This is a genomic window from Ruegeria sp. H8, from assembly GCF_056532905.1.
On sequence record NZ_JBQFNY010000007.1, the window covers coordinates 206,874 to 227,940 of the forward strand.

The window sequence follows — 21,067 nt, forward strand, 5'->3', positions numbered from 1 at the left end:
TTCGGCAGATATGTTGCAAAAATTGCATATTAGTAAGGCCTGCGCTATCTGACTCACATGCGTTTGGAATGGATCGACGACATATTGGCCGTGCTGGACAGCGGATCGCTGACACGGGCTGCGGAAAAACGGCTGCTGACCCAATCTGCCTTTACCCGTCGGGTGCGGCTCATCGAAGGCAGTATCGGTGCGACCCTGTTTGATCGTCGCCGCAAACCCGTATCCCTGATGCCGGGCGTTCAGGCGTTGGAACCTGAACTGCGCGAACTGAGCGCGCGTCTGCACAAACTGCGTCACAGTTTGAAAACAGAAAGCGATCAGGCCAGCCAGTCTTTGTCGCTCGTGTGCCAGCATGCGCTGACGACAACCGTCTCGCCGAAAGTGGTCCGGATGTTGACCGAAAACAGCGATATCTCGGTTCAGGTGCGATCGGGGAACCAGGACGAATGCCTGTTGCAACTGATCTCGAAAGAAGTTGATTTCGCGATCATGTACGCGGCATCGGACGGCGTTGTGCAGAACCTCGAAAGTGCGTTTGAGGCAAAGACGCTTGGTGCCGACAAATTGATCCCGGTATGCGCACCTGCAATGCGCGGGGAATTGGATGGCAAGACCATTCCTGCGATTGTCTACCCGCCTGATGTTTTTCTTGGGCAAGTGTTTTCCCAATTGATTGCACCGCGGTTGCCCGACGAAACCAGACTCGTGGCCAAGGCCGAGACGGCCCTGACGCTGGCGATGCTGCATTATGCCGTGAAGGAAATCGGTGTTGCCTGGTTGCCCTATTCTTTGGTCGCCACGCCGCTTGCTCAGGGACAGCTTGTAAGCGTTGAAGACGCCCTGCCTGCGCAGGCGCTGACAATAAGAATGGTCCGTTTGGCCGAAGCGAAGCCAGAGTTCAGTGAACAGATTTGGCAACGTCTTGCCGGGCAATCGCAAAGCTTTTGGTTGTCGCAGGATCAAAGCGACGAGGCGACCTGAGCCGTTCACCGAGAAAGGTGCTGGGTCTGCCGATCAGCATCGGAAGAATACGCAACGGAATAGTGGCAAAACCGAGCTGGATGTATCTAACCTGTGCTGAAATGACAGCAACAGGGCAGGTCAGCGGATGTTCAGGAAGGTATTGAAAACGGGTATAGTTGTCGTGGTTCTGGGCGTCGTGGTGCTGCTTGGTTATCTGCTGATCGCCCCGCCCGATTTGTTGAAAGTAGGCACGAATTACTCGGCCAAGATTGTCTGTTCGAATGTTTTCATTGCCGGACGTGATCCGGAAGAGGTCCTTGCGGTGGATGTGCAGGCCCCGGGGCATCCGCTGCTCAAACATGTTTCGATTGAGGTCGATCGAGAGGCGCAGACTGTTCATGCGCGACTCTTTCGGTTCTTCGCGCCCGCCACATCGCAGTTCCGGCAGGGGCTTGGCTGCACCAACGTGCATGCTACATCCCTGAGTGCGCAGCGACTTGAGGCCGCCAAGCCCGCGCCGACAGGTCTTTGGCCAAGCGGAAACGACGTTGCACAGTCTCAGGATCCCAAAATTCAGGCCGTCTTGTCGGATGATACGCTGCTTGGCGAAGGGTACCGCGCCATAGTGGTGGTTCAAGGCGGCCGCATCGTGGCCGAACGCTATGCGGAAGGGTTCGACGCCGACACACCGTTGCTGGGCTGGTCCATGACCAAGACGGTCACGGCCGGGCTGATCGGAACGTTGATCAACGCGGGTCAGATGAATGTATCGGACACCCTTGTCGACAGCTTTCCCAATTGGGCAGAAGACGCAAGGCGAGACATTACTGTTGCGGACATGCTGGCAATGACAAGCGGTCTGCAATGGAATGAAGAATACGGAGACGTGTCAGACGTGACCAGGATGCTGTATCTCAGCAATGACATGGCCGTTTTCGCTGCCGACCGTGCACTGGAAGCCGGCATTGGAACCGACTTCAACTATTCCTCCGGCACGTCCACCGTGTTGTCCCGGGTGTGGCAGGACAAGCTGGCCGATGGCGGTTTGAGCTATCCTCGGGATGCGCTTTTTGAACCGCTTGGCATGGCTTCGGCGATCATCGAGACAGATGTCGCCGATACATTCATCGGATCCAGCTATATGTACGCCACGGCCCGAGACTGGGCGAAGTATGGCCAGTTTCTGCTGCAAAAAGGGGTTTGGGACGGCGCACAGATTCTGCCCATAGGTTTTGTGGACTGGATGTTCGAACCCGTTGCGGCGTCTGGTGGGGAATATGCCAAAGGTCATCTTTGGTTGAAATCGCCGGGCGACCTGCCACCGTTTGAAGACGCGGTTTGGTTGCAAGGGCATGACGGTCAGTCCATCGGAATTTTCCCGTCGCGTGACATGGTCGTCGTGCGGATGGGGCTTACACCTTCACGGGTGGGCTATTCTTCTTTTCCCTTGGCGAAAGCGCTTATTGCGGCTTTCGGGGGGTAGGGGATCGAACATTCACGTCGACCCACCGCCCGACATTGCGGCGGGCATCGCCCGTAGGGCAGGACACTGGGTCGCAGATCGGTATCTTGCACGCCGGCACAGTTTGGTATACCGCCGCATACAAATTCAAGGTGCCGGGCTTTCACATGGCCCGGTGCATCAGCTAAATGGTCGGAACCGTCATGAGCCTTTACACAGAATACCTGAACGAAATCGAGACGCGCAAAGAACAGGGTCTGCACCCCAAACCCATCGAAGACGGTGCTCTTTTGCAGGAAATCATCGGGCAGATCAAAGATACGGGTCACGCTCATCGTGCCGATTCACTGAACTACTTCATCTACAACACGCTTCCGGGCACAACCAGCGCCGCAGGTGAAAAGGCGCGCTTTCTGAAAGAGATCATCCTGGGTGAAGCGACGGTCGAAGAAATCTCGCAGGATTTCGCGTTTGAATTGCTGTCGCATATGAAGGGCGGCCCATCGGTAGAGGTTCTGCTTGATCTGGCGCTGGGCGATGACGCAGAGATTGCGCAGAAAGCGGCGGCAGTTCTGAAAACCCAGGTGTTCCTGTACGACGCAGATACCAACCGTCTGAAAAAAGCCTTTGAGGCCGGGAACGCCGTTGCCAGGGACATTCTGGAAAGCTATGCCAAGGCCGAGTTCTTTACCCGGCTTCCCGACATCGAAGAAGAAATCAAGGTTGTGACCTATGTGGCGGCCGAAGGGGATATTTCGACCGATCTTCTGTCGCCCGGCAATCAGGCGCATTCGCGGTCGGACCGTGAATTGCACGGCAAGTGCATGATCTCACCCGAAGCACAGGCCGAGATTCAGGACTTGCAAAAACAGCACCCGGACAAGCGTGTCATGCTGGTTGCTGAAAAAGGGACGATGGGCGTTGGATCGTCGCGCATGTCCGGTGTCAACAACGTTGCATTGTGGACCGGAAAGCAAGCCAGCCCCTATGTTCCTTTCGTGAACATCGCGCCGGTTGTTGCCGGTACAAACGGGATTTCACCGATCTTTCTGACTACAGTCGGCGTCACCGGCGGGATCGGCATCGATCTCAAGAACTGGGTCAAGAAAGTGGATGCCGACGGCAATCCGATCCTGAACAATGACGGCAATCCTATCCTCGAGCAGAAATATTCCGTCGAGACCGGAACGGTACTGACCATCAACACCAAGGACAAAAAGCTGTATAATGACGCAGGCGACAAAGAGCTGGTCGATCTGTCCTCATCCTTCACGCCGCAAAAGACCGAGTTCATAAAGGCCGGAGGATCTTATGCCATTGTCTTTGGCAAAAAGCTTCAGACATTCGCGGCTGAGACGCTCGGCATCGAGCTGAAATCTGCTTTCGCACCGTCCAAAGAGATCTCGCATGAAGGGCAGGGCCTGACGGCGGTTGAAAAGATATTCAACAAGAATGCGGTTGGCGTGGCCGAAGGTAAAGTTCTGCATGCGGGCTCGGATGTTCGGGTGAAGGTCAACATCGTCGGTTCGCAGGACACCACCGGCTTGATGACGGCACAGGAACTGGAAGCCATGGCGGCGACAGTGATATCGCCCACCGTTGACGGCGCCTATCAGTCTGGTTGTCACACTGCTTCGGTTTGGGATTCCAAAGCGCAGGCAAATATCCCAAAACTGATGAAATTCATGAACAACTTTGGTCTGATCACCGCGCGTGACCCCAAAGGTGTTTATCACTCGATGACAGACGTCATCCACAAGGTTCTGAACGACATCACCGTTGATGACTGGGCGATCATCATCGGTGGCGACTCGCATACACGTATGTCCAAAGGCGTCGCGTTTGGTGCTGACTCGGGTACTGTTGCACTGGCGCTGGCCACTGGCGAAGCTACCATGCCGATCCCGGAATCGGTCAAGGTGACGTTCAAGGGCCAGATGGCGGATCACATGGATTTCCGCGATGTGGTTCACGCCACCCAGGCGCAGATGCTGAAGAAATTCGGCGACAACGTGTTCCAGGGCCGGATCATCGAAGTTCACATCGGCACATTGCTGGCGGATCAGGCATTCACCTTTACTGACTGGACGGCCGAGATGAAGGCCAAGGCCTCGATCTGCATCTCGGCGGATGACACGTTGATCGAATCTCTGGAAATCGCGAAAAGCCGTATCCAGATCATGATCGACAAGGGAATGGACAACGAAGCCCGGACACTGCAAGGTCTGATCGACAAGGCCAACGCTCGGATCGCGGAAATCAAGTCGGGTGAAAAGCCGGCCCTGAAACCGGATGAAAACGCCAAGTATTTTGCCGAGCTGGTGGTTGACCTGGATGAGATCAGCGAACCCATGATCGCCGACCCGGATGTCAATAACGCCGATGTCTCAAAGCGGTACACCCACGATACGATCCGGCCGGTTTCCCACTACAAGGGGGAAAAGAAGGTCGATCTGGGATTTGTTGGATCGTGCATGGTGCACAAGGGCGATCTGGTCATCGTCTCGCAAATGCTGAAAAACATCGAGCAGGAGAAGGGCACAGTAGAATTCAAGGCCCCGCTGGTCGTTGCTGCGCCCACCTACAACATCATTGATGAGCTGAAAGAAGAAGGCGAGTGGAGCATTCTTCAGAAGTATTCAGGCTTTGAATTCGACGATCTGTTCCCAAAGAGCAAAGCGCGGACGGAATACGAGAACATCCTGTATCTGGAGCGTCCGGGATGTAACCTCTGTATGGGCAACCAGGAGAAAGCCGCAAAGGGTGACACTGTGCTGGCCACGTCCACACGCCTGTTCCAGGGGCGCGTTGTTGAGGACGCGGCGGACAAGAAAGGTGAATCCCTGCTGGCATCGACCCCGGTGGTGGTGCTGTCGGCTGTTTTGGGCCGAATGCCGACCGCCGAGGAATACAAATCGGCCGTGAAAGGTATCGACCTGACCAAATTTGCGCCTCCGATGGAAAAGCCCGCAGGCACGAAGTCAGCGCATTTCTAAACGCAAGGCACCAAGTTGATTGCTCGGTCATCCCTTCAGGTGGCCGGGCGATTGAGTTCCGCTGTGGTCAGGCCTGGTTGCAGCGCGCGCTGCGCAAAAGCGCGGCATGGGAATGCCCCGGACCTTTCGCACGACTTCGCGTGGACCACTGGGGAAAAATCCATGATCCACGACCATACGGTCGCTGTTTGGGGTCAGGCTGACAGCTCTTTATACATGTAAGTTGTGGGTTCCAGCCTGGTTTCGAACGGGTTCCGGCAATAGTTCGGAATTTCCCCGGCGATCCGAAACCCCAGGTCCAGATAGAGCAATCGAGAAGGATCGGTGCTGCGCGTATCCAGAACCAGCATCGTGCGCTCCAACTCTGCCGTTCGTTGAAAGAGGGCTTCCATCAAGGCGCGGCCAAAACCGCGCCGTCTGGCGTTCGGGTGCACCAGAAGCTTTGCGACATCCGCGCGATGCGGCTGATTGGGCATGGTCGCGGGGATCAGTTGCACCGTGCCCTGAATGCGCCCGTTGTGGTGGAGGACAAACAGCTCCAATGCACCGGATTTCAGCCCGGGCCGAACATTTTGCAGCCAGTAGTTTCGTGCGTCACCCTCGGTAAACGGAAGAACAAAGCCGATGCTGGCCCCGTCATGCACACAGGCGTGGAGGATTTCCGCCAGATCATCCACTGCCGCGCTGAAATCGAGATCGGTCAGACGCGAGATCATATCAGCACCAAGAGATAACGCGCACCGCGAGATGCCCCGGTTTCGAACCGGGTTGGGCCCGACAGGTGATAGCGCAGGCAATCCCCGGCGCTCAGCGCATGGGGGGTTCCGTCAACTGTCAGTGTCAGGGCGCCGTCAATCAGGATCAGATGGTGTTCCTGCCCGGATTTGGGCGGCGCCTCGTAAGTGATGACAGTGTCGCGCGGCAGGTGGCATTCCACGACCTCGGCGTTCAAGCCGTTTGCAGGGGGTGAAACCGCACGGCGGGTAAAGCCGGTTTCGGGATCCCGCCATTCGGTCTGGCGTTCAAACGCCACTTTGGGGTCAAAGCTGTCTTCGACCATCATCAAAAGCCGGGACATCGGCAGGTCATAAGCGGCACAGAGGCGCCCAAGAGTCTCAGCGGTGGGGCTGACCTCTCCTTTCTCCATGCGGGACAGCGTGGCGCGGCTGATTCCGCTGTGGGCGGCCAGTTGATCCAGGGACCACCCGCGCCCGTGACGGAGTTCGTTCAAACGGACGGCAAGGCGGTTTGAGAGGTTGTCGAGCATGGTTCACAAACGAGAGAAATTTTCATTTACGGGAAAATTACGTAAAAATTTTGTATGTGTAAATGAAAAAGGGCGCAGAAACTCCGCGCCCTTTGCTAGCTTTTGACGAGGTGGTGGATTACTTCCAGCCGACTTCGTTAAAGATTTTCTGTGCTTCCGGGATGTTCTTTGCGACTTCCGACAGGTTCACGTCGTCAGCTTTGAACTCACCCAGGGCCTTTACCGATTCCGCCAGCTCAACGCTCTGCACTGCCGGGAATTCGTCATTGCCCGCCGAGAAGTACTTCTGCGCCTGATCGCTTGCCAGATACTCGAGGAACAGGATTGCGTTTTCCTTGTTCGGCGCGTGTGCCGCGACGCCACCGCCCGACAGGTTCATATGCGCACCATAGCTGTCCTGATTGGGGAAGACCCAGCCGATCTTGTCGAGGTCAGAGGACAGGCCTTTGACGTCTTTGCGGATAGCCCGCGCATAGTAATAGGTGTTCGATACAGCGATGTCGCATTCACCCGAAACGATGCCACGCAGCTGGTCGGTGTCACCCCCCTGCGGGTCTCGGGCCATGTTGGCGACAACGCCTTCGGCCCAGGATTTTGCAGCTTCTGCGCCTTCATGTGTGATGATCGAAGCGAGCAGGGTCTGGTTGTATGTGTTGGTCGAGGACCGGATGCAGATCAGGCCCTTGTATTCCGGCTTGGCGAGGTCTGCGTAAGTGGCCGGCGGATTGGCAACGTTTTCTTTGTTGTAAAAGATGATCCGACCGCGCTGCGAGAAGCCGAACCACTGGTTGTCTTCGTCCTGAAGGTTGGCGGGGATGCGCTCTTCCAGGGTTTCGCTGTCGATGGCTTGCAGAATGCCGGCATCTTTCGCGCGCGCCAGGCGAGACGTGTCGACCGTCAGCATGACATCCGCCGGAGAGTTCGCGCCTTCGGCTTCCATGCGCGCGATCAATTCATCCGCCTTGCCCTCGATCCGGTTGATCTTGATTCCGGTGGCTTCTTCGAAATCGGTGTAGAGGCGTTCGTCGGTGTCATAGTGGCGCGACGAATAAAGGTTCAGCTCGCCTTCGGCGGCGGCTGATGTTGCGATCAATGCCGACAGAGCGGCGGCCAGGCAGGTTGTGGATTTCAGCATAGTTTGCCCCAACAATTGAATTTCGCGTCGGTCGATAACCCGACTGATTTGCTCAATTATACGATTCTCGGCGAGATGCAAGAAAATCCGACAGATTTACTTGGTCAAATGAGCGCAGGCACCCTTGCGAGGCTTTTCCGGGCGGGCGCGAGTTGTGTTGAACGGAAAGATACAAGTCATGTGGCGGTGTCTGGATCACTCACGATCAAGCACCTCAACTGCAAGGATCGTGGGCAAATGGCGCGCGACTTCCGTCCATGTGTCCCCTTCATCAACACTGGCAAAAACCGAGCCGCTGTTGGTCCCGAAATAGATACCGGCGGGGTCTCGGTGGTCTCCGGCCATGGCCTGTCGCAGAACAGTGAAAAAACAGCTTTCTTGCGGCAACCCACGCCGCTGGTCTTGCCATGTTGCGCCTCCGTTTGTGGATTTCCAAACTGCCGCGGCGGCATCCGGTGGATAGCGCCCGATGCTGTCTCCGTTCAAGGGTAATGTCCAGATCGTGTCCGGATCACGTGGGTGCACATGAATCGGAAATCCAAAGGTGGATGGCAGGCCTTTGGTGATGTCATCCCAACTGCGCCCTCCGTCGGCCGAGCGCCAGACACCGTGATGGTTTTGCTGGTACAGCAGATCCGCGGTTCCCGGAGCTTGAACCATGTTGTGGACGCAATGACCCGTTTCACCATCCCTGGGGGCAGCGGGATGATCATGATGCGTGCAAGATTCGGCGTTGGACAATCTGTTGCGCCGCTCCCAGCTTGCGCCGCCATCCTCGGTTGCAAACACACCCGCAGCGGAAATGCCGACCCAGAGCTTTTTCGAATCATTTGGGTCAGTCACGATTGTATGCAGGACCAGCCCCGCACCGCCGGGATTCCAATCGGGTGCTGAGGGGTGGTTTGTCAGGCCCTCAAGCGTGTCCCATGTCCGACCATTATCGTGGCTGGCAAGCAGGCGGGCCGGTTTTGTGCCAGCGTACAACGTTCCATGTTGATAACGCAAAGACCAGACCTGCGAAAACTCATCGGCGAATGGTGCGGGTTCTCCGGTCCAGCCGATCATCTGGGCAAAATCCTGATCGTTGGCGGCCCACTCGTCCATTTGGCCCTTGGTGAGTTTTGCGACCTGCCAAGTCACACCGCCGTCTTCGGAACACCAGACACCGGCGCCATGCCAGTCACCACCGCCCCCAGCCCAAAGCGTGCCCGTTTCCTTGTCGCCGATGACGTGGTTGATCGGCCATCCTTCGCAATGCGGGCCCGTCACTTTCCAGTCTGACCTGTTCTGATCACCAGAGACAATGAACGTTCCCTTGGTCGTCCCCACCAGTACGTCGATGCCGTGTTCGCGCATGGGTTTTACACTCCGCAATATCGAAGCAAGGGTAGCACGTCGGGCGCACAGGTGCAGAAAACAAAAAAAACCGCGCTCAAGAGCGCGGTTTTCTAAAACGATGTTCCGTTGTTCTCAGCCCTGGCGAGCTTTGAACTTGCGCTGCGTCTTGTTGATAACGTAGACGCGGCCTTTGCGACGCACAATACGGCAGTCGCGGTGCCGATTCTTGAGCGAGCGGAGCGAGTTCTTGACCTTCATGGTCTGTCTCCAATCTGCGGCGCCTTCATCAAGGACGTGGCCAGCGCCTGGGTTACTCGGGTGTCCCGGATCTCCGGAACAGTGAAATCATGGTGGGCGGTACAAGGATCGAACTTGTGACCCCTTCGATGTCAACGAAGTGCTCTACCGCTGAGCTAACCGCCCACTTTCCCTTTGCGTGCCCAGCCCCATAACGAAATGGGGCGCGGAACCCCGCGCCGGTAGCGGGGTCTATAAAAGGAGTCGCAAAGGGGTTCAAGGGGTTTGGTAGAACTATTTTCCGGTCTATGTTGATTGCGAACATGGAGGGATCATGCAGAACGCAGCCTTTGTATTGGATATGCCAGAAAACCGCAGTTCATGCGTGGTTTTTTCATCTCCGCATAGCGGGCGGAATTATCCAGAAGCGTTTTTGAAGCGGTCCGTTCTGAATCAAAGCGTGATTCGATCCTCGGAAGACGCCTTCGTGGATCAATTGTTTGCTGCTGCGGCCGAAAATGGCGCGCCTTTGATCAAAGCGACCATGCCGCGCGCCTATCTGGACCTGAATCGCAGTCTGGACGAACTGGACCCGGCGCTGATCAGCGGTGCCCGCAGGCATGGGCACAACCCCAGGGTCGCATCAGGGTTGGGTGTGATACCCCGCGTTGTGGCCAATGGACGGGCAATCTACAGCGGCAAGCTGACCATGGACGAGGCGCGGCTGCGTATCGACACCTATTGGCGTCCCTATCATGCACGTTTGAAATCCCTACTGGCCGAATCACACGAGAAATTCGGCCAGGCCATACTGGTGGATTGCCACTCCATGCCGCATGAGGCGGTGGCCATGGCTGGTACGACCCGAAACAAACGGCCCGAGATCGTGCTGGGTGATCGGTTCGGTGCTTCGGCCTCGTCTGAAATCGTGGACCTCATCGAATCGGCATTTGCTGCGGCAGGTCTGAATGTGGTGCGCAATGCCCCGTTTGCCGGGGCCTATGTGACTCAGACTTATGGCCGCCCCACCCGCCAGCAACACGCGATCCAGATTGAAATCGACCGGGCCTTGTATATGGACGAAGAAAAGATTGCGCCGAACGCCAATTTCATGACGTTTTCGAAACTCCTTCGGCAGGTGGTGCGCGACATATCCAGGATCGGTTCCAAACCTCATCGTCTGGCGGCGGAATGAAACTAGCGCAAAGCACGGCCCTTCACGATTGCTTCCGGGCCGAACCTCTGGCGGATTTGGTCGGTGGCCCGCTCGGCCTGTGATCTGCGGGCGGCGCCGGGATCAAGCAGGTCGCCGGAGATGTCGGCCTGATCCGCCGGGCACAGGTCAGACAGGCCACACCCCAACAGGCGGTACGGCCCCTGATCCCCCACCTGATCGAAAAGCCCTTTTGCGGTGCGATAAATCCTGTCCGCGATCTGCGTTGCGTCCCGCAATGACACGCGCCGTGTCAGAACCTTGTGATTGGCTTTCTTCAGCTTCAGCGTAACGACCCGGCCAGCCAGATCCTTGGCCTTGGCCCGGTCCGAGACCTTCAGGGCCATGCGCCACAAATGTCCGTCCAGAACATCAATATTGGCGGTGTCCTCGAAAAACGTGGTCTCATTGCTGATGGATTTCATCGGTTCATGGGCTGAAACGCGCCGTTTGTCCTGACCCCGTGCCAAATGCCACAGGCGATACCCCATCGAGCCGAAACGCGCAGTCAAAGCCTCCTGATCCCAACGCAGCAGGTCGTTGAAGGTTCGAATCCCTGCCCGGTCCAGTGTTTCCTGCGCGGCGGGGCCAATGCCCCAGATCAACCTTACGGGTTTGTCATTCAGAAACTCTGCCGTCTCTGCCTTGCCGATCACCGAAAACCCGCGGGGCTTGTCGAGGTCCGAGGCAACCTTGGCCAGAAACTTGTTGTGACTCAGCCCGATGGATCCTGTCACACCCAGTTCATCCTTCATGCGTTTGACCAGGCGCGCCAGCATGACGGCCGGGGGGGCTCCGTGCAGGCGTTCGGTGCCGGACAGGTCCATGAAAGCTTCGTCAAGGGACAGGGGTTCGACCACTGGTGTCAGTTCGTCCATCATGGCGCGGATGTCCCGTGACACCTGGGCATATACGGACATGCGTGGTTTGATCACGACGGCATCGGGGCACAGTTGCAGCGCTTTGAACATGGGCATGGCGGATCGCACACCGCGAATTCGGGCCACGTAGCATGCCGTGGACACAACACCGCGTTTGCCGCCGCCGATGATGACAGGCTTGTCTGCCAGTTCCGGATTGTCCCGCTTTTCCACCGAAGCATAGAAGGCATCGCAATCCATATGCGCGATGGACAGATCAAACAGTTCGGGATGAGACTTTACCCTGGGGCTGCCACAGGCCGTGCAGCGCCGTTCGTTCGTCAAAGGGGTCAGGCAATCTCGGCAAAGACCGGGCATCTGCGTCCTCGTGTGTTCCGCAGTTGTCTTGGGGGTTCCTTATATCATCCAGTGGTATCGATCAAAGATCATTCAGAGAAAAGAAACCCCCCGCGCTTTGCGGGGGGAAGTAACGAACCTCAGGAAGAGTAGGTTCGTTGGGGAGTAAATCCCCTTAAGAATCGCTAAGATTTTCGGGCTGAGATAGGGTTAAGCGCGCTTTTCAAAAACTCGCTTTTTGAATGTGTGTTTTCTGGCACAGGGACGATTTGGCGCGGATTCGCGAAAAATTGACGTAAGGTCAACCTGTTGCGGCGGTTTTTTCAGCATGAATCCCAGTTGAAACGAAGGCCCTTCTCATCACGTTTTCAGAGAATTTAACTCGGTCAAAACGGCCGCGGCCGCGGATTTCGGATCTTCGGCCTGATAAATGGGGCGGCCAACTACGATATGATCCGCTCCGTCCTGGATGGCGCTGGCCGGTGTGGCCACACGTTTTTGATCGCCCAGTGCCGCGCCTGCCGGACGCACGCCGGGGGTTACGATCAGCCGGCCCGTCGCCTGGGGTAGGGCGCGGATCAGGGCGGCCTCCTGCGGGCTGGCGATCACGCCATCGGCCCCGGCCTCGAAGGCGTGGGCGGCGCGTTCCACCACCATGTCCTGAACGTCACCGGCCTTCATCATGCCGGCATCCAGGTCGTCGCGGTTCAGCGAGGTCAGGATGGTCACCGCCAGGATTTTCAGATCCTTGCCCGCCGCGCCTTCCTTGGCGGCGCGCACCACATGCGGGTCGCCATGCACGGTCAGGAAATCCAGATCGAACTGCGCCAGCCCCCGCACCGCGTTTTCCACCGTGTTGCCGATGTCGAACAGCTTCATGTCCAGAAAGATGCGCTTGCCGTGTTCCTGCTTGAGCTCATTGGCCAGTGCCAGCCCGCCGCCTGTCAGCATGCCCAGGCCGATCTTGTAGAACGAAACGGCGTCGCCCAGCGTCTCGGCCAGCTTCAGCCCTTCCAGCGCGTTGGGGACGTCGAGGGCGACGATCAGGCGGTCATCTGCGGTTCGGGACATTGTTTCGGCCTTTCAAACTTGACGGGATCGGCGCTTCTGTAGAGCGTGTGACGCATTGAGACAAGAAAAGACGCAGGAAAATACGGGATGATACGGTTGGGTGTGGTGGCCTCGGCGGCTGTTCTGGTCGGGGTGGGCGCGGTCTGGGCCGGTGAAACGGATTGCGGCGAGGCCCGACTGGTCTGGGCGGACGTCAAGGACAGCGGGTCGGCGACGGCGATCGAGAATTTTGCACAGATCTATGCCGATTGCCCAATCTATTCGCAACTGGCGCGCGATCTGCTGGTTGGGTTGACCGGCGAGACCCCTGCGCCGGCAAAAGCCGACGACCCCAAGGAACCGCAACGGCGCCTGCGGGTTTCCGACCTGCGCCCCGGGCCGGAACCCGACCCCGACGATCCACCGCAGGACCCCGACTATTCGGACGGAGAGTATGACTGCCTGATGGCCGCTGCCGCTCCGGGGCAGTCGCCCTATTTCGACGGGGTGAAATGGGCCGACATGGACGCCGAGAATGCGATGGCGATCTGTGCCGATCTGCTGCTGAAAGACCAGGATGTCGATGCCGAGGTCGTGGCCGCCTTTGGCCGGGCGCTCATGAAGGGCGGCAAGCTGGAAATGGCGCTCGAGTTCTCGGAACTGGCCGCGATGGAGGGCAGCGGGCTGGCGATGAACACGCTCGCTTCGCTCTATAATGATGGCGAGATCGTTCCCGCGGACCACGAGACCGCATTTGCCTGGTACATGGCCGCTGCCGAAACCGGTCTGCCGATGGGGAAGCACAACGTCGCCTATGGCTACGAGAACGGGAAAGGTGTTGCGCCCGACATCGACAAGGCGCTGTACTATTATGAAAGGGCCGCGTTCTTCGGATATGAGCCGTCTCTGCTGCACCTCGGCGCAATCTATCGCGAAGGCACGCATGTCACGCGCGATATGCAGCGCGCGGTCGACTATCTGAAGATGGCGGCCCGAAACGGCAGCGCCGATGCCGCGGCGCGTCTGGGCTACATCTACGAGATCGGCGAGAACGGCTACTCCAAGGACATCGAACAGGCGCTGGATTATTATTTCCAGGCCGCCGGGCAGAACAATGTCGTGGCGTTGCACAACCTCGGGTCTTTGACCTATCACGGGCGGGACGGTGTGCCCCAGGACACGGAAGCAGCCTTGTTGTTTTGGGGCAGGGCCGCAAAGCTGGGCGATGTGAAATCGCAGCGCAAATTCGGCCGGTTGCTCTATGAAACCGGCGATGTCGAAAAGGCGCTGAGGTTTCTTCGCCTCGCGGCCGAGCAGGGCGATGACGAGGCGCAAAAGCTGATCCGGCAGATCGAAGGCGGTTGACCCCCACGGCTGACAAACGAGCCAGCGGTGTCCCCGCTTTGTCCCAACTGTGCTATGGTGCTGCCATTCTGAAACGAAAATTGCATCAAGGGGACAGACCATGAAGCACTTTGTTCCGCTGGCCGTCGTCGCCACGCTGGCCGCCTGCGACGACACGCCGCCACAGACCGAAACAGGCGCCGCGCCGCCCCCGACCAATGATGATTTGTATCTTGTCCGCGGCTATCGGTCCGAAGATGACTGGTGCCAGTTGACCGGCGAAACCGCCTTTACCGGCAATTTCCTGGACCACACCGCCGACCTTGTATCCTGCCCCACGGGCAGCGCCGCCGCTCAGTCGCTGGTCGAGACGAGCGATGCCCAGCAGGTGGCCGAAACCGGGGGCTACACCGTCTATACGATTCCGCGTGGTTGAGGCGTTTTTTCACTCTCTAGCCTCTTGAAGCAGCGGAGAAGTTTCCCAGATTGAGGTCAAGGCCCGGACCACTGCGTGCTGCCAAGCGGGCGCAAATCCACCGGGCGCTTGGAAAAGGAGAATACCATGGACTTGAACAAGTTCACTGAACGGGCACGGGGGTTCGTGCAAGCGGCGCAGACCATTGCGCTGCGCGAGGGGCACCAGAGGCTGGAGCCCACTCATATACTCAAAGCATTGATGGATGACGATCAGGGGCTGGCAAGCAATCTGATCACACGCGCGGGCGGCGCGCCGAACCGCGTGGTCGAGGCGCTTGACGCAGCCATGGGCAAGATCCCGAAAGTCAGCGGCGATGCCGGCCAGATTTACATGGACGGGCAGACCGCCAAGGTTCTGGACGAGGCTGAAAAGATCGCCACCAAGGCGGGCGACAGCTTTGTGCCGGTCGAACGCGTGTTGATGGCGCTGTGCATGGTCAAATCCAAGGCCAAAGAGGCGCTGGAGGCGGGTGCGGTATCTGCGCAAAAGCTCAACGAAGCCATCAACGACATCCGCAAGGGGCGCACTGCTGACACCGCAACGGCGGAAGAGGGCTATGACGCGCTCAAGAAATATGCCCGCGACCTGACCGAGGCTGCGCGCGAAGGCAAGATCGACCCGATCATCGGCCGCGACGAGGAAATTCGCCGCGCCATGCAGGTCCTGTCGCGCCGCACCAAGAACAACCCGGTTCTGATCGGTGAACCCGGCGTCGGTAAAACCGCGATCGCCGAGGGCATGGCCCTGCGCATCGTCAACGGCGACGTACCGGAATCGCTGAAGGACAAGAAGCTGCTTGCGCTCGACATGGGTGCGCTGATTGCCGGTGCGAAATACCGTGGTGAATTCGAAGAACGCCTCAAGGCCGTTCTGACCGAGGTCACCGAGGCCGCCGGTGAGATCATCCTGTTCATCGACGAGATGCACACGCTGGTTGGCGCGGGTAAATCCGACGGTGCCATGGATGCTGCCAACCTGATCAAGCCTGCGCTTGCACGGGGTGAGCTGCACTGCATCGGTGCGACCACGTTGGACGAGTACCGCAAATACGTCGAAAAAGACGCGGCCCTTGCGCGCCGCTTCCAGCCGGTGATGGTTCAGGAACCGACGGTCGAGGACACGATCAGCATTCTGCGCGGTATCAAAGAGAAATACGAGCTGCACCACGGTGTGCGCATCTCGGATTCGGCGCTGGTGTCGGCGGCGACTCTGTCGCATCGCTATATCACCGACCGGTTCCTGCCCGACAAGGCCATCGACCTTGTCGACGAGGCGGCCTCGCGTCTGCGGATGGAGGTGGACTCCAAGCCCGAAGAGCTTGATCAGCTGGATCGTCAGATCCTTCAGATGCAGATCGAAGAAGAGGCGCTGAAGCTGGAAGACGATGCGGCATCGAAGGATCGCCTGGAAACCTTGCAGAAGGATCTTGCCGAGCTTCAGGAAAAATCCGCCGAGATGACCGCGCAGTGGCAGGCCGAACGCGACAAGCTAGCTGGCGCGCGGGATTTGAAGGAACAGCTCGACAAGGCGCGGGCCGATCTGGAAATCGCCAAGCGCGAAGGCAACCTCGCCAAGGCGGGTGAGCTGTCCTATGGCATCATCCCCGAGCTTGAGAAAAAGCTGTCCGAGGCCGAGAATGCCGAAAGCAACGCCATGATGGCCGAGGAAACGGTACGTCCGGAACAGATCGCCAGCGTTGTCGAACGCTGGACGGGCATCCCGACCGCCAAAATGCTGGAAGGCGAACGCGAGAAACTGCTGCGGATGGAAGAAGAACTGCATTCGCGCGTGATCGGTCAGGATGCGGCTGTCACCGCTGTTGCCAATGCAGTACGCCGTGCGCGTGCGGGTCTGAATGACGAAAACCGCCCGCTGGGCTCGTTCCTGTTCCTTGGGCCGACCGGCGTGGGTAAGACCGAGCTGACCAAGGCCGTGGCGAATTTCCTGTTCGACGACGACAACGCGATGGTGCGCATCGACATGTCCGAGTTCATGGAGAAACACGCGGTTGCCCGTCTGATCGGTGCCCCTCCGGGCTATGTCGGCTATGACGAAGGTGGTGTGCTGACCGAAGCCGTGCGGCGCAGGCCCTATCAGGTCGTGCTGTTCGACGAGGTCGAAAAGGCGCACCCGGATGTCTTCAACGTGCTGTTGCAGGTTCTGGACGATGGCGTTCTGACCGATGGTCAGGGCCGCACCGTGGACTTCAAACAGACGCTGATCATCCTGACGTCGAACCTTGGGTCGCAGGCGCTCAGCCAGTTGCCCGAAGGTGCGGACAGTTCACAGGCCAAGCGCGACGTGATGGATGCGGTCCGGGCACATTTCCGGCCCGAGTTCCTGAACCGTCTGGACGAAACGATCATCTTTGACCGCCTCAAGCGGGCCGATATGGATGGCATCGTCGATATTCAGATGGCACGTCTGCAAAAACGTCTGGCCGCCCGCAAGATCGAGCTGGCCCTGGATGACAGCGCCAAGGAATGGCTGGCCAATGAAGGCTATGATCCGGTCTTCGGTGCCCGCCCGCTGAAACGCGTCATACAGCGCGCCTTGCAGAACCCGTTGGCCGAAGCTCTGCTGGCCGGGGAAATCAAGGATGGTGACGTCGTTCCGGTCACCGCCGGGCCCGATGGTTTGATCATCGGTGATCGTTTGGGAACTTCCGAGCGACCCCGCCCGGACGATGCCGTGGTGCATTGATCTGACACCGTGAACTGAAAGGCCCGCTTTTTTTGGCGGGCCTTTTTCATGTCGGCTTTCCATAGCCTTTGTTCAGATAATCACTGAGGACCTTCATCCAGACCTGCGCTTTCTCCATTGGAAACTGGGCCGTGAACCTCAGCTTCACAATACAATTGTCCACGACGCCGACTGCCAGAAGTTCGGACAGGCCATCTGATGCTTTGGCCTCGGCCCGATACGGCAACACCTGTGACGGATCACGCAACTGATAGGCGTTGATTTCGCCAAGCTCGGCCCTGCGCCGCGCAGCTATTGCAGCGATATCGCGTGCAGCTTGTTTAAAGCTTTCAAGGGCCATTTCGGATGAGACGTCCCTTTGTTGATGGTCATAGAAGAAAACCGTGATCTTGGAGGACGAGTCTGCAAAAGTGGCGGAATAGCCGAGGCCCGGATGGCTGTCTTCATAAACTTCCGACCCGATCTGGTTCAGATCACTCAGGACCTGCGGCGCGCGCTCAAACAGCTTTTTGCATGATTGCACATCAGCCAATGCCGATCCGCACAGCAAAGACAAAAAAACAACAAGGGGTCTGAGCAACATGAAGGCAGGGTGTCCCGAACAGATCAAGAATGCACGAAGTCTTGTTCTGCAACTGTGGCAGAAGTTTGGCTCTGCCGGAAAGATGGCCGGGCGGGCGCTGATCGGCCGCCCGGGCATTAGTCAGATCAATGCAAAGATCCGCGCCGGCCCGCCGGTGCCGCCTTGGTGCTTGGGTGCGCCGATCACCAGCGTTGCACCAGATGCTGGCACGCGATCCAGCCCAGCCAGGCATTCGATCCCGAACCGACCTGACGGCAACCACGCGTAATGCGTCGCGAAATCTGCGGACATGCCGTGATCAAGGGACAGGGTATCAACGGCAATTGATCGTGCTCCGGTCTCGTCCATCAGCATCTGCGCGGCTTCAACGTGGAAGCCCGGGTAATGCTGCGCTTCGCCGTCGAAATTGCGGAACTCATCCGTGGCGGTTTTGCCTGCCCATCCGGAATGCATCGCCACGCAGGCACCATCAGGGATATCACCATTGGCCGCAATCCAGGCTTTCAGATCGTCCGGGGTGACGCGCGTGTCAGCGTCCTCGGCCGCTCGGGCGGCGATGTCCACGACGCATAAGGGGGCGACCAGATCGGTGACGGGGATTTCATCAACCGACGTCCCATCCGCCGAAAAGTGAAGCGGCGCATCGATATGCGTGCCCGTATGTTCGTTGATTGACAGGTTGAACAGATTGAAGCCGTGATCAGCAAAGTTGAACGCTTGCTCGGCGGAAATGCCGGGTTCGCCGCCCCATGTCGGGAAATCCGGGCTCAGCGTATGGGTCATATCTTCGACACCGCCATGCCCGGCCGCCAGTGCCGCCGGCGCGACGGCCCCGGTTGCGGCTGCTGCAACACCCGAAGCGGCGGCAGCTTTGAAGAACCCGCGACGAGACAGCATCTTGTCTTTGACGGCATTCATTACGCAGATATCACACATTTTTCTTCCTCCCATTGCGGCCAAAAGGCTGCAATCGCAGCCTTGCCTCGCGTTCGGCTTGGCGTGGCGCCCGTCTGACAGAGTGCAGCCTTGCGCCCGCAGTTGTAAAGTTTTGTGCCCGTTTTCTGACGGCAATCCACGAAAACCGCGGTTTTCCGCCGGGCTCCAAAAGCTCTCGGGTCTATGGGTTTCGGTGCTGAAAACGTTACCCGAATGACCGATCACATTGGAACGTTACAATCACTTCGCTCAATCGTTACGCCTGTTTCCGTGGCTCTGTGCTATCAGCACACTACGTCAATAGCGACCACTGAAGATGACGGAGACCCATATGGCGCATCGCTGGACCAATACTTTGACACATGCCGACGTCACCCCCCGGGCGGCGTTCCTCAACCGGCGGCAGGTTATGGCCGGGCTGGCAGGTGTCGGCCTGACTGCGATGGCCAAACCGGCGGCAGCACAGGATGGGTTGGAGCCGAACACGTGGGAAGAGATCACCACCTACAACAACTACTATGAGTTCGGGACCGGAAAAGATGACCCGGCGAAATATGCTCATACGCTGGTGACCGAACCCTGGAGCGTCACGATTGACGGTCTGGTCGACCGCCCCGGCGACTATGATTTTCAGGCCATCCTGTCCGAGATGACGATAGAGGAGCGGATCTACCGCTTCCGCTGTGTGGAAGCCTGGTCGATGGTAATTCCGTGGAACGGGTTTGAACTGGCCGACCTTCTCAATATGGCGGGCGTGCAAGACGGCGCGAAATATGTGGCTTTTGAGACGGCCTATCGCCCGGACGAGATGCCGGGAACGCGGTTTCCCGTTCTCGATTGGCCGTACCGAGAGGGCTTGCGCCTGGACGAGGCGATGCACCCTCTGACAATCATGGCAACCGGAATTTACGACCGCCCGATTCCCAACCAGAACGGTGCGCCCTTGCGTCTGGTCGTCCCTTGGAAATACGGCTTCAAATCGATCAAGTCGATTGTTCGGATCACGCTGACCGAGGATGAACCGCCCACCAGCTGGAACATGTCCAATCCACGCGAATACGGGTTCTACAGCAATGTGAACCCCAACGTGGACCATCCACGCTGGTCTCAGGCTTCAGAGCGCGAGATCGGGGGCGGGCTTTTCGCGTCACGAAAGCCGACGCTGATGTTCAACGGCTATGAACAAGAGGTCGCCAGCCTTTATGAAGGCATGGATCTGGCCAAGAACTATTAGGACCATGTCGGCGATTAACCAGACACTCCGCCGTATTCCGGTATGGGTCATATATCTGCTGGGGGCGTTGCCCGCGCCCTGGCTGTTTTATCTTGGCCTGAACGGTGGTCTGGGGGTCGAACCGATCGAGGCGTTGGAGCACAGATATGGGGAACTGGCCCTTCAGTTGCTGATTGCCGGTCTGGCGGTCACACCCCTGCGCCGGCATGTCGGCCTCAACCTGATGAAGTTTCGCCGCGCAATCGGGGTGCTCACGTTTGTATACGTCGCGTTGCATCTTCTTGTGTGGCTGGTTCTGGATGTGCAGCTTCCCAGCCAGATCTGGGCGGATATCCTCAAACGCCCGTACATAACGGTCGGCATGGCGGCGTTTCTTCTTCTGCTTCCGCTGGCGTTGACCTCCAATAACTGGTCGGTGCGCCGACTGGGACCGCGTTGGCGCAAGCTGCACTGCCTTGTGTACGCGGCCGCATTGTTGGGGGCGATGCATTACCTCTTGCTGGCAAAAGGATTTCAGATCGAGCCGCTTGCTTACCTGGCTACCATCATCGCCCTGCTTGCCCTGCGGCTGCCGATTCCCAACCTGTCTTTCCGGTCCAACAGGGCCGATTCCGCCTGACTCGGACATGAGTCTGTGGGTAATCATGTGTATAACGCGCTGAACCGTGAATTCTGACCTGCTTTTACATAGTTATCGGCGGTAGCGCGCTTGGTTGTCCTGAATTAAGTATCTGTAATTGTTGGATAAACGAACTTTTCAAGAATTTCTTCTGTTTTTGCGTATTTTCCGCTTGCGGGATTTGTTTGTTATACTTAGAACCCCCTTCACCGGCGCTGCTGAGGCGCTGGGACGCGGCGGAAGCGGCGGTTACACTCGGGAGAGACCGGGGGCATCTGAGGTTGGGATTTAG

18 protein-coding genes and 1 tRNA gene are annotated in these 21,067 nt (G+C 58.1%); 9 read left to right on the top strand and 10 right to left on the bottom strand.

Translation table 11 applies throughout. The features are described 5' to 3' along the window. Positions 1-57 precede the first annotated feature (57 nt). The 3 genes from ACR0A2_RS16605 to ACR0A2_RS16615 all read left to right on the top strand — a co-directional run bounded on the left by ACR0A2_RS16605 (position 58) and on the right by ACR0A2_RS16615 (position 5,421). On the top strand, positions 58-981 hold the full coding sequence (locus ACR0A2_RS16605) for a LysR family transcriptional regulator (RefSeq protein WP_480836198.1): 924 nt from the start codon (positions 58-60) through the stop codon (positions 979-981). 127 nt (positions 982-1,108) lie between these two features. Further along, positions 1,109-2,446, top strand: a complete 1,338-nt coding sequence (locus ACR0A2_RS16610; protein WP_480836200.1) for a serine hydrolase domain-containing protein — start codon at positions 1,109-1,111, stop codon at positions 2,444-2,446. A 182-nt stretch (positions 2,447-2,628) separates the two neighbouring features. Continuing rightward, on the top strand, positions 2,629-5,421 hold the full coding sequence (locus tag ACR0A2_RS16615) for a bifunctional aconitate hydratase 2/2-methylisocitrate dehydratase (protein ID WP_480836202.1): 2,793 nt from the start codon (positions 2,629-2,631) through the stop codon (positions 5,419-5,421). A gap of 194 nt (positions 5,422-5,615) precedes the next feature. Here the strand turns inward: ACR0A2_RS16615 and ACR0A2_RS16620 are convergent, their stop codons facing one another. The 6 genes from ACR0A2_RS16620 to ACR0A2_RS16645 all read right to left on the bottom strand — a co-directional run bounded on the left by ACR0A2_RS16620 (position 5,616) and on the right by ACR0A2_RS16645 (position 9,584). Beyond that, positions 5,616-6,137 carry an N-acetyltransferase family protein gene (locus tag ACR0A2_RS16620; RefSeq protein ID WP_480836204.1) on the bottom strand — a complete coding sequence of 174 codons (522 nt, stop codon included), beginning with the start codon at positions 6,135-6,137 and terminating at the stop codon, positions 5,616-5,618. Further along, positions 6,134-6,688, bottom strand: a complete 555-nt coding sequence (locus ACR0A2_RS16625; protein ID WP_480836206.1) for a helix-turn-helix domain-containing protein — start codon at positions 6,686-6,688, stop codon at positions 6,134-6,136. Before ACR0A2_RS16625 ends, ACR0A2_RS16620 begins: the two co-directional genes overlap by 4 nt. 118 nt (positions 6,689-6,806) lie before the next feature. Then, positions 6,807-7,823 carry a Fe(3+) ABC transporter substrate-binding protein gene (locus ACR0A2_RS16630; protein ID WP_152456684.1) on the bottom strand — a complete coding sequence of 339 codons (1,017 nt, stop codon included), beginning with the start codon at positions 7,821-7,823 and terminating at the stop codon, positions 6,807-6,809. Positions 7,824-8,018: 195 nt separating this feature from the next. Beyond that, complete coding sequence (locus tag ACR0A2_RS16635; protein ID WP_480836208.1) at positions 8,019-9,179, bottom strand: WD40/YVTN/BNR-like repeat-containing protein; 1,161 nt, start codon at positions 9,177-9,179, stop codon at positions 8,019-8,021. A 114-nt stretch (positions 9,180-9,293) separates the two neighbouring features. Next, complete coding sequence (gene ykgO / locus ACR0A2_RS16640) at positions 9,294-9,419, bottom strand: type B 50S ribosomal protein L36 (RefSeq protein ID WP_008755722.1); 126 nt, start codon at positions 9,417-9,419, stop codon at positions 9,294-9,296. Positions 9,420-9,509: 90 nt separating this feature from the next. Beyond that, a tRNA-Val gene (locus ACR0A2_RS16645) sits at positions 9,510-9,584 on the bottom strand. 148 nt (positions 9,585-9,732) lie between these two features. Between ACR0A2_RS16645 and ACR0A2_RS16650 the strand changes: the two genes are divergently transcribed. Then, complete coding sequence (locus ACR0A2_RS16650) at positions 9,733-10,593, top strand: N-formylglutamate amidohydrolase (RefSeq protein WP_171230762.1); 861 nt, start codon at positions 9,733-9,735, stop codon at positions 10,591-10,593. 2 nt (positions 10,594-10,595) lie between these two features. Here the strand turns inward: ACR0A2_RS16650 and ACR0A2_RS16655 are convergent, their stop codons facing one another. Both ACR0A2_RS16655 and pyrF read right to left on the bottom strand, forming a co-directional pair. After that, a complete protein-coding gene (locus ACR0A2_RS16655) occupies positions 10,596-11,849 on the bottom strand; it encodes a DNA polymerase IV (protein ID WP_480447655.1) in 1,254 nt (417 codons plus the stop codon). 339 nt (positions 11,850-12,188) lie between these two features. Beyond that, positions 12,189-12,899: an orotidine-5'-phosphate decarboxylase gene (gene pyrF / locus ACR0A2_RS16660; RefSeq protein ID WP_480836210.1), complete on the bottom strand. Its 711-nt coding sequence runs from the start codon at positions 12,897-12,899 to the stop codon at positions 12,189-12,191. A gap of 87 nt (positions 12,900-12,986) precedes the next feature. Between pyrF and ACR0A2_RS16665 the strand changes: the two genes are divergently transcribed. From ACR0A2_RS16665 to clpB, 3 genes are all read left to right on the top strand, one after another. Beyond that, the gene (locus tag ACR0A2_RS16665) at positions 12,987-14,243 is read left to right on the top strand and encodes a tetratricopeptide repeat protein (RefSeq protein WP_480836212.1); all 1,257 of its coding nucleotides are present in this window, start codon (positions 12,987-12,989) and stop codon (positions 14,241-14,243) included. A gap of 100 nt (positions 14,244-14,343) precedes the next feature. After that, on the top strand, positions 14,344-14,658 hold the full coding sequence (locus ACR0A2_RS16670) for a hypothetical protein (RefSeq protein WP_480836214.1): 315 nt from the start codon (positions 14,344-14,346) through the stop codon (positions 14,656-14,658). A 126-nt stretch (positions 14,659-14,784) separates the two neighbouring features. After that, complete coding sequence (gene clpB, locus ACR0A2_RS16675) at positions 14,785-17,403, top strand: ATP-dependent chaperone ClpB (RefSeq protein ID WP_171230757.1); 2,619 nt, start codon at positions 14,785-14,787, stop codon at positions 17,401-17,403. Positions 17,404-17,449: 46 nt separating this feature from the next. On the opposite strand, the gene ACR0A2_RS16680 is transcribed toward clpB, so the two are convergent. Both ACR0A2_RS16680 and ACR0A2_RS16685 read right to left on the bottom strand, forming a co-directional pair. After that, positions 17,450-17,986, bottom strand: a complete 537-nt coding sequence (locus tag ACR0A2_RS16680) for a hypothetical protein (protein WP_480836216.1) — start codon at positions 17,984-17,986, stop codon at positions 17,450-17,452. Between the two features lie 120 nt (positions 17,987-18,106). Further along, entirely contained in the window at positions 18,107-18,922 is an 816-nt protein-coding gene (locus ACR0A2_RS16685; protein ID WP_480836218.1) for a cyclase family protein, read from the bottom strand. Between the two features lie 331 nt (positions 18,923-19,253). Here ACR0A2_RS16685 and msrP point away from each other — a divergent pair, with 331 nt between their 5' ends. Then, the gene (gene msrP, locus ACR0A2_RS16690; protein WP_171331574.1) at positions 19,254-20,156 is read left to right on the top strand and encodes a protein-methionine-sulfoxide reductase catalytic subunit MsrP; all 903 of its coding nucleotides are present in this window, start codon (positions 19,254-19,256) and stop codon (positions 20,154-20,156) included. 4 nt (positions 20,157-20,160) lie between these two features. After that, positions 20,161-20,775, top strand: coding sequence for a protein-methionine-sulfoxide reductase heme-binding subunit MsrQ (msrQ, locus tag ACR0A2_RS16695; RefSeq protein WP_480836220.1), 615 nt, complete (start codon positions 20,161-20,163; stop codon positions 20,773-20,775). Positions 20,776-21,067: the final 292 nt, after the last annotated feature.